Source organism: Adlercreutzia sp. ZJ473 (assembly GCF_013185065.1).
Classification (GTDB): domain Bacteria; phylum Actinomycetota; class Coriobacteriia; order Coriobacteriales; family Eggerthellaceae; genus CAAEEV01.
In genome coordinates, this window is sequence record NZ_JAAVTO010000074.1 from 1 (window position 1) to 8,700 (window position 8,700).

7 protein-coding genes are annotated in these 8,700 nt (G+C 65.5%); 2 read left to right on the forward strand and 5 right to left on the reverse strand.

Annotated features, from left to right (window positions below):
• The first annotated feature begins 36 nt into the window (after positions 1 to 36).
• Entirely contained in the window at positions 37 to 333 is a 297-nt protein-coding gene (locus HRL41_RS10995; protein WP_165172724.1) for a ferredoxin family protein, read from the forward strand.
• A gap of 208 nt (positions 334 to 541) precedes the next feature.
• Here HRL41_RS10995 and HRL41_RS11000 read toward each other — a convergent pair whose 3' ends face one another.
• The 3 genes from HRL41_RS11000 to HRL41_RS11010 all read right to left on the reverse strand — a co-directional run bounded on the left by HRL41_RS11000 (position 542) and on the right by HRL41_RS11010 (position 4,362).
• On the reverse strand, positions 542 to 1,378 hold the full coding sequence (locus HRL41_RS11000; protein ID WP_165172726.1) for a 4Fe-4S dicluster domain-containing protein: 837 nt from the start codon (positions 1,376 to 1,378) through the stop codon (positions 542 to 544).
• A 3-nt stretch (positions 1,379 to 1,381) separates the two neighbouring features.
• Entirely contained in the window at positions 1,382 to 3,997 is a 2,616-nt protein-coding gene (locus HRL41_RS11005; RefSeq protein WP_172137068.1) for a molybdopterin-dependent oxidoreductase, read from the reverse strand.
• Positions 3,998 to 4,098: 101 nt separating this feature from the next.
• Positions 4,099 to 4,362: a hypothetical protein gene (locus tag HRL41_RS11010; RefSeq protein ID WP_172137069.1), complete on the reverse strand. Its 264-nt coding sequence runs from the start codon at positions 4,360 to 4,362 to the stop codon at positions 4,099 to 4,101.
• 222 nt (positions 4,363 to 4,584) lie between these two features.
• Between HRL41_RS11010 and HRL41_RS12510 the strand changes: the two genes are divergently transcribed.
• On the forward strand, positions 4,585 to 6,087 hold the full coding sequence (locus HRL41_RS12510) for a helix-turn-helix transcriptional regulator (protein WP_172137070.1): 1,503 nt from the start codon (positions 4,585 to 4,587) through the stop codon (positions 6,085 to 6,087).
• A 140-nt stretch (positions 6,088 to 6,227) separates the two neighbouring features.
• Here the strand turns inward: HRL41_RS12510 and HRL41_RS11020 are convergent, their stop codons facing one another.
• Together HRL41_RS11020 and HRL41_RS11025 are read right to left on the reverse strand one after the other, a co-directional pair.
• Complete coding sequence (locus tag HRL41_RS11020) at positions 6,228 to 6,410, reverse strand: hypothetical protein (RefSeq protein WP_172137071.1); 183 nt, start codon at positions 6,408 to 6,410, stop codon at positions 6,228 to 6,230.
• 8 nt (positions 6,411 to 6,418) lie between these two features.
• Positions 6,419 to 8,092, reverse strand: coding sequence for an ATP-binding protein (locus tag HRL41_RS11025; protein WP_172137072.1), 1,674 nt, complete (start codon positions 8,090 to 8,092; stop codon positions 6,419 to 6,421).
• Positions 8,093 to 8,700: the final 608 nt, after the last annotated feature.

An 8,700-nucleotide genomic window follows, 5' to 3' on the forward strand; every position in this document is an offset into this window, starting at 1 on the left:
CGTCCTCAAGGACGCGAGAGGGGCGATGAGGGCGCTATGAGCAGGTTGGATTTCACCGTGAACGTCGACGGGTACCTGGCAAGCAACAAGTACGAGGTCGACGAGGAGAACGCGCACATCGAGCTGGCGGAGGACCCCGACCCGGCGGAGTTCGACAAGCTGGTCATGGTGTGCCCGGCGGCGCTCTACCAGCGCGACGAGGACGGCGCCCCGACGTTCGACTACGCGGGCTGCCTCGAGTGCGGCACCTGCCGCATCCTGTGCGGGGACACCATCATCGCGAAGTGGGCGAACCCGGGCCCCACCATGGGCGTGTCGTACCGCTTCGGCTGAGGGTGGCGCGGGCTGCCGCGGGCGCCGCGGTGCCGACGTGCTCTCGCGTGCCCTGGCGGCGGGCGAGAGCACGCAGGGCTCGCAGGAAAAGATTGCGAAGGGAAGGCCCCGACCGCATGGTCGGGGCCTTCTTCCTGCATGCTGTGGTGCGAATGCTCGTGTGAGGCGCGGCTGCGAGCATTGATGCGGGCAGCCGCGCCTGCGCGCGCTACGCGGTGGCGTACAGCGCGACGGGACCCATGTTGCGGTCCTCGTCAGCCGTCGTCGCCTCGAGCATGCGGGTCATGTAGCCCTCCGCCTCGAAGTAGACGCGGTACTCGGAGGCCGGGATCTGCTCGAACCAGAAGTCGCCGAACTCGTCGGCGAGCACGGCCTGCACCGCGCCCGTGCGCACGTCCTCGAGCGTCACCTTCGCGCCGACGACGACCTCGTCAGCCTCGAGGTCGACCACCACCCCGCCCAGGAAGCGGCGCGGCTTGTTGAGGTAGTACACGCGCGGCTCGTCCGCCTCGGCGCGCTCGGCCATCCAGAACTCGGCCTGCGCGATCTCGGCGGCGAAGTCCTCCTCGTCGCCGAAGCGCAGCGCCTCGTGCGGGCACACGTCCACGCAGTGCGGCGGCAGCCCCTCGTCCACCAGGTGCGCGCAGCCCGTGCACTTCTGCGGGAGGCCGAGCTCCTCGTTGTAGAAGATCGCGCCGTAGGGGCACGCCTCGGCGAGGCCCTCGCACCCGCGCGCGGCAACCGGGTCGACGATCACGAGCCCGTCGTCGCGGCGGTACACGGCGTCCGGCGCCCCCGCCGCCTCGGCGGCCGCCATGCAGGGCGCGTTCCCGCAGTGCTGGCAGGCGCGCCACGCGTAGCTCACGCGCACCTTCGGCACCTGGCCGCGCACCTTCTCCTCGATGCGGCCCCAGAACTGGCCGGTGTCGGGCTGGGGCGCGGCATACGGGGCCCAGTCGTTGTCGACGTGCTCGTCCTTGCAGGCCAGCTGGCAGTTGCGGCAGCCGGTGCACTTCGCGAAGTCGAATACGAAAACCTTACCCATGATCTATGCTCCTTCCGCCATGCGAGCCGTGGCCACCAGCCCGCAATCGGGGTCGTAGTCGCGCGAGAACGCCTCGGGATACTGCTCGGCCAGCGCGAGCACGTCGACCTTCTCGATGTTCACCAGAAAGCCTGAGGTCACTTCGCCGGCGGCGTTCTTGGACGTCGTCGCGCTCGGCGCGATCAGGTTGTTCGCGCCGCCGCGGTCGAGGCCGCCCTCGCCCATGACGATGCTGTCGACGCGCGATCCGTGGTCCTGGTACAGGGCGCCCGGCATGATGCGCTCGCTCACGATGACGCCGCCGAGCACGCCGCCGCGCTCGTTGTAGAGCTTGGCGATGTCGCCGGTCTCAAGCCCCAGCTTGCCCGCGTCGATCGGGTTCACCCAGATGGGCTCGTAGCGGTAGCCGTCGGGGCCCACCACCTTGCACGTCTCGATCTCGCGCAGCCAGGTCACGTCGTCGTGCTGGGCGTGCACGCGGAAGTGCGGGTGGTTGCTCACCAGCAGGAACGGGTACGTGCGCCCGCGCTCGGTGTTCGTGCGCTCCTCGTGCTCGTCGCTCACGTGCACCCAGCGGGGGATGGGGCCGCGCTCCTTGTCGTCGGGGAACATCTGCGCCAGCGTGGTGGAGTAGTACTCGAGCTTGCCTGACGGCGTGCGCAGCGGGTTGCCCTCGGGGTCGTCGTGGAACCCGATGAGGCCGGCGGGCATGTCCTCCCAGTCCTCGCGCGTGGGGAACGGGTAGTACTGCTTCTCCTTGAACTCCTCGTAGGTCATCGCGCCCTCGGGGATGCCGCACGTCTCGAAGCCCGCCTTGATCCACTCGTCGAAGGTCCTGCCGCCCATGAAGCGCTCGTGGAGGTTCTCGTAGATCCCGCCGAACTTCTCGAGGGCCCGGGCGATCTCGGCCACGCCCTCCACGTCGGACTTCGAGTCCATGCGCGCCTTGATGGCCTGCTTCTCGTAGAACACCACGGTCCACTGGCCGGAGTCGTTGTCGGTCCCGATGTCCTCGGTCTCGAACTTGGTGTTCGACGGGATGATGACGTCGGCGAAGTTGCAGTCGTTCTCCATCCAGGGATGCTGGACGACCACGAACTCGATGGAGTCGTGGCGCAGCGCGTCCTGCATCTTGAATCCGCCGTTCCAGCACGTCTCCCAGCAGGGCGTGTCAGACCACACCATGTGGATGCGCGACTTGTCCTCGACGGGGAAGGTGAACGGGCCGGTGAACTGGTCCTCGCGCGGGAGGCCGGCCGCGATGTGGCCGTACCACTGCACGGGCGGGTTCAGGATGGCCTGCGGGATCATGGTCTTGGGGATGAAGCTCGGCTTGGTGCCCGTGATGAAGCCGAGGTAGGCCTCACCGATGTTGGGGATGCACGTCGAGGGCGGCAGCGGCGTCACCGTGGGGATGCCGAACAGCGTCCACTCGAGCATCTTGAACTGGTTGGCGCCCGGCTTGCCCAGCCCCTGCATGCCCAGAAGCGCCACCTCGAGGCGCGCCGGCTCGTGGCTGAAGCAGCTGCGGATGAAGCTGCCGCCGTTGCAGTGGGCGATGGACACGGCGTGGCGCGCCCAGTAGCGCGCGAGCGCCTTGATGGTGTAGGAGGGCACGCCGCAGATGGCCTCGGCCCACTTCGGGGTCTTCGGCACGCCGTCCTCGCCTCCGAGCACGTAGTACTTGAAGTTGTCGAACCCCACGGCATGGGTGTCGAGGTACGCCTGGTCGTAGGTGCCCTCCTTGATCCAGGTGTAGGCGATGGCCAGCTGCAGGGCCGCGTCGGTGTTGGGCAGCACGGGGATCCACTTGTCGGCGTGCACGGCGTTCGTGTAGTTCACGTCGGGCGCGATGTGGATCTGCTTGACGCCGATCTCCGTGAACCACGAGCAGATGCGGCTCGCCATGTAGCCGCCCCAGCCCAGGGGCGTTGTCTCCACGTCGCAGCCCCAGAACAGCACGGCGTCGCCGTTCTCGGAGATGTCCTTGATGATGTTGTTCTGGAACGAGGTCTGGCCGAGCGGGTCCATGCCCCAGATGTGCTTGGCGCCCCAGTACCAGCCCTCCCAGCTGTCGGAGTTGCGCGACTGGAGGGTGTAGCCCCCGCACTCGTCGAGCAGGCGCGTGATGGAGCCGTGGGCCGCGTGCACCACCTTCGTCTCCCCGTGGCCGTCGACCTCGCAGAGGATGGCCTCGGGCCCGTAGGTGTCGTGCATGCGCTTGATCTCGCGGGCGATGATGCCCGTGGCCTCGTCCCAGCTGATGCGCACGTATCCGCTCTTGCCGCGGTTGCCCGGGTTGCGCTCGCCGTCCGGGTCCCAGTCCACGCGCTTGAGCGGGCAGGGGATGCGGTTCTTGGAGTACACGCGCTTCTTGTAGCTGAGCGACAGCGGCGATATGTAGGTCTTGAGGCCGGGCTCGAAGGTGCGCCCGCGCGCCTCGATCTTCCAGTAGTTCAGCTCCTCCGGCGTGTAGTGCTCGTCGAAGTGGAACGGGCGGATGCGCAGGATCTTGTCGTTTTCCTCGTCGATGTCAACCGTGCAGGCGTTGGCTCCGATGCCGAAGCTGTTGAAGCCGAGGCCCTTGATGATAGAAGTGCCGGTTACGCTGCTTCCCATCTTCTCTCCTCACTCGTCTGAAACGGAGCGGGCCCCTCGTCGCGCGCTTGGCGCGCTTGGGAGACGGCTGCGCCCGAGGGGCCCGCGTCTTCCCCTCGGCCTTAGGACGCGGGGGGAGTGGGCACCTTCGGGACCGAGGGCGCGCTCGGGACGCCCGGGGCGCCGGGCACGCTCGGAACGCCGGGAACGCCCGGTGCCGGCGGGACGCCGGGGACGCCGGGGGCTCCCGGCGCGGGCGGCGCGCCCGGGGTCTTGGCGGCTTTGGCGCCGCAGCTGGGGCATTCGTCAAGCTTCGGGTTGACTAACGCTCCGCATTGGGGGCACTTTACCGGCCCCTGGTCCACGGTGGGCGGTCTGAAGCACATGGACAGTCCTTTCTCTCAAAGGTTTGACTGCGGGGCGCGCTTATGAGACGGTATGCGCTGTGCGGAAAGTCGCATGGCAGGGGAACCGAGGCGCATCCTTCGCCTTAAGCGGTCGCCTAGGCGAAAGTATCGGCCTGTTCCCCCCTCGAATCGACAGCTGCTGATGTTGAATTCGGGTCTTCTGGCGTTTCAGTGTCATACTCAAATGTTGAGGGGGTCTCTGTGTGCGCTCTTGATCAGGGGAAATCAGAAAATCAGCCGCAGGCGGCCGTCGATTTGGCTCCGCTGCACCTCGTGGCCGCAGTCGGCTTCTCGTGCCTCATCGGATGGGAGCTCACGGCGGTGTTCGCGCCGTCGGTCCCGCTGCTCTCGTGGTGCTCGATCGAGGAGGGAATCAAGCTGCGCATCGCCTCGGTCCTGGCGCTCGTGGTGACCTACGTGGCCTTTGGCCTGAAGGCCGACTGGGTGTACGAGCATCGCGACCGCCTCCTTCCGCTGAGCTCGCTTCTCGCCCTCGTGGCGGTGGCGGAGTCGTTTGCGAGCACCTACGTCGCGGCCCTTCCCTTCGCGGTGTCGGCGGCGGTGTGGGTCCTGTTCGGCTTCGCCCAGGCGAGCGCCATGTCGTGCTGGTGCGTGTTCTTCAGCATCGTGCCCACCAAGCGCACGGCGCACGTCATCGCATGCGGCGCGGCGCTGGGGACGCTTCTGTTCGTGCTGGTGAACGCGACGAGCCTGGTGTGGGCGAGCCTGCTGCAGACCGCGCTGCTCATCGGGGGGTCGATGGGCGCGGTGGCCTTCCTCTCGCGGCGCATCCCCCGCGAGACCGTGCCGCGCGTCGACGAGCTCCGCGCCGCCCCGGCGCTCTCGGCCACCGCGGCGGTCTCGGTTGCCTGCCATGGCGCGGTGTACGGCTTCATGACGGTTGAGCTGTGCTCGATGGGATACGAGGCCGCCCTCGTCGGCGGGGCGAGCGGCATCGGCGGCATCCTGCTCGTGTTCGTCTGGAACCACCTCGGCGCGCGCGTGAACGTCGACGTGGGCGTCGTCCAGCGCATCACGCTGCCGTTCCTCGTGGCGAGCGTTCTCTTGCTGCCGTTCTGCGACGGCGCGGCGCGCGTCGCATGCGGCTGCGTCGCCAACATGGCCTTGGCGCACACCTCGGTGTTCGCCTGGTACTCCACGAGCATCGACAACTACGAGTTCCGCCTGCATCCCGTGAGGCGCTACGCCATGCGCCAAGCCCCCTCGTGGCTCGGGTTCTTCCTGGGGTCGGTCTTCGCGTTCGTGCTGGTCTTCGCGCTGGAGCTCGAGGGCATGGCGCTGTGCCTCGCCATGGCCCTGTTCTCCGTCGTGGTCGTGGTGTCGTTCTCGGTGTACGGCGGCGACGAGTCGGAGATGCGCGCGCGCCTGGACGACCTCCTCGACGTGGCGGGCAAGGGCGTGGTCGAGGCGGTCGCGCAGGAGGAGGGGGAGGAGGGGGAGGACCCCGCGCCCCAGGCGCTCACTCTCGAGCGGCGCTGCGCGCACGTGGCCGAGCGCTATGCGCTCACGCCGCGCGAGGGGGAGGTGCTCATCCTCCTGGCGCGCGGGCGCAACGCCGAGTACATCGCGGGGGCGCTCACCGTGAGCCCCGCCACGGTGAAGTCGCACATCTACCACATCTACCGGAAGCTCGGCATCAACTCGCAGCAGCGCCTCATGGACATCGTCGACGAGTGGGGATGAACCAAGAGGCAAGGCGCTAAAGCTCACTCTACTCCAAAAAGTATCATTTCCGCAGGTCAAAACTGGTGTGTTTGAGAAATCTATACAATGCAAAACACCAGGAGAAAGAACACTCCCTTTGGGATTGTTCGTACCGTAATTCATACCAGCCTGGCATCGTCGTTCATGGCGTTGGGCACCCGAGAGGAAAGAAGCATGACCGCCGCAGCCAGGGTGATCCAACTGCGGCAGGTCGGGGGGACGGCCTGCTTCCGGGCGAGCTTCTGCTCGTACACGCCTGAGAGCTGCGCTTTCGAGGAGAAGAAGGAGATCTGCGGCGACATGATGACCGCTAGTCGGCGATGTGCCACTCGGCGGCTGACGTGCTCCCCTCGTTCGTGATCCGGCCCGCTTTGCGCAGCGACTGGAGCAGATAGCTCACGTGGTCGCCCTTCTGCTTGGCCGTGAGATCAGCCGGCAGCGCGTGGTCGAGCTCGGCGATGATCTCCGCACGCGAGCACGGGCGCACTCGCAGCAGCTCCAGTATCAGCTCCTTGAACACGCTGTTGTCCAGCCCCTTGGCCCTCACGTAGTCGCCGTGTGCGCCAGTGACCGCAGCTACCTCGGCCGATATCGTGAGCTTCGGGTAGCGTCCCCTCACGAGCTTGCGCTCATGAAGCAGCCGCGACTGGTCCTTGGTGATGGGAAGCCCCTTCTGCACTAGGTCGAGCAGAAGGACGGTGACGAGGTCAAGGTTGGGGTCTTTGGCAAGCAGTCGGGAGTAGTCCTCGTTCAGCACGGTCCCGTAGAGCGTCACCGACACGCGAGCCGGCTTGGTGAGGTCATAGGTGGGCATGGGCAGCAGGCGGCCGCGCTGGATGTCGAAGACGTTGCGGATACCGATGGCGTTGCGGTCCATCATCCCCGTCCTGCTCATGGCACTCGACAACAGAGGGTTGCGGTAATAGGGAGGCTTGTACCCACTCTCGAGTGCCGCCTCGATGGTCTCGGGGATGAACGTGCCCTCGTTCTTGAACACGAGCCTATCCTCGTACTCCAGCACGTTGATCTTGCCCGACATCCGGAAATCCTGATGCGCTATCGCGTTGTGTAAAAGCTCGCGGATGACCTCAGGACTGTAGCGGTACGCCTCGGTCGGGAACAGCGTGTCCTCGCGGTCGAAGAAGCGGTACCTCTCGTTCCTGATCTTGCCGAGCACGCGGTCGACCTGCATGATGAAAGGCGGCTCGAAGTGCTCGTATGCAATTGTGGAGCCGTCGCTCGCGTAGAGCGTCCAGGTGATGCGGGGCTCTATGCCACCCAGGAACACGCTCGCCTCCGACTTGCCCAGAAGAACGAGCGCAGCGTTCGTCACATGCCCGTGGATGATGAGCCCCATCTTGCTCAGGATGGAGATCTCGTCCAGGTTGCGGACGGCTGGCTGGCTCTCCTCGAACTTCTCCACGTACTTCTTGCAGGCGAATGACACCGCATCAGGGTCGAGGTCATCAAGGTTCGCCTCGAACGCGAGCTGCCGCGACCAGTCAGGACGGCTCTGCCCGTAGATAGCCTCTAGCTTGAATTTGGGCATCTCGGCGAGGGACTCGTTCTCGCGCGACCAGGGAATGCCATGCCAGGTGGTCGGCGTTGCGAAGGTTCCCGCGGGAATCTGGAAGGCGACGATACGCTTGCCCTCCATCTCGAACTCGTATACCTCCTCGAAGGTCATGCCCTCGTTGGTGAACTTCGCAATCTCGCGCTTGAGGCGACGCAGCCCGACGCTAGGCATGCTCGCCTCCTTGCGGTAGGCGGTGCCGCTGACCTCTCGGTCGTTCGTGATGCCGAAGAGGAGCCACCCGCATTCCGCGCCGCGAAGGTTCGCCTCGTTGCTGAGCGCCGAGAAGTACTTCCCGATATCCTCGAAGTCGTAGTTCTGCTTCGCGGTCTTGTACTCGACGACCTCCGTTTCGACGTCTCCGATGAGACGCAGGACCAGGGAAGGCATCTCGCTCAGCTGTCGTATCATGGCGCTCCCAACTAATGTAATTCCATTTCCAAACTAATGTAATTCTACGCCCATTTACATTAGTTGGTGAAGTCCCCATCTCGGTTCTCGCCAAGAGCCCACAGGGCAAACTAATGGAGGAGAGACCGTGCCTCCATCACCAGACAAGCACATGACCTGCGCATATCGGTAGATGGTGAATGGAAGCTAATGTAATGGCGCATGGAAACGCTCCGCTACTCGGTCGTTTTTACATTAGTCCGCACGCACCTCAGCGGCCGCGCCTTTCTTGCCCAGTTCCCGCGCTCGTGCCTTGGTCGTCTTCTCGCCCTCTCCGTACCACTTCATTCATTCTATAACCCGAATTATCTCCCCATAGACAACTAGAGCCAGTCCCAGTAGGACCGGCCCTTACAAAACCTCGGAGGTTTTTGCGTCTGCAAGCATGGTGACGTCAAAGCCCCGCTGCGTCAAGCACCTTCGCAACAAACCAAAGTGGATTGACGGCGTAACTTTGATGGGGGTCATGCTCTCCCGATCTCCTACCAGCCCGTTCCGGCCATTCCGGAGTCGACGGCGGCAGCATAGCGCACCTCGGCCGACATGCCCGCCACGCTCGCGGCCGGCGG

Bases quoted from the DNA above. Each gene is read 5' to 3' on its own strand.
- HRL41_RS10995 (WP_165172724.1), top strand. From the start codon at position 37: ATGAGCAGGTTGGATTTCACCGTGAACGTCGACGGGTACCTGGCAAGC.
- HRL41_RS11000 (WP_165172726.1), bottom strand. From the start codon at position 1,378: ATGGGTAAGGTTTTCGTATTCGACTTCGCGAAGTGCACCGGCTGCCGC.
- HRL41_RS11005 (WP_172137068.1), bottom strand. From the start codon at position 3,997: ATGGGAAGCAGCGTAACCGGCACTTCTATCATCAAGGGCCTCGGCTTC.
- HRL41_RS11010 (WP_172137069.1), bottom strand. From the start codon at position 4,362: ATGTGCTTCAGACCGCCCACCGTGGACCAGGGGCCGGTAAAGTGCCCC.
- HRL41_RS11020 (WP_172137071.1), bottom strand. From the start codon at position 6,410: ATGTCGCCGCAGATCTCCTTCTTCTCCTCGAAAGCGCAGCTCTCAGGC.
- HRL41_RS11025 (WP_172137072.1), bottom strand. From the start codon at position 8,092: ATGATACGACAGCTGAGCGAGATGCCTTCCCTGGTCCTGCGTCTCATC.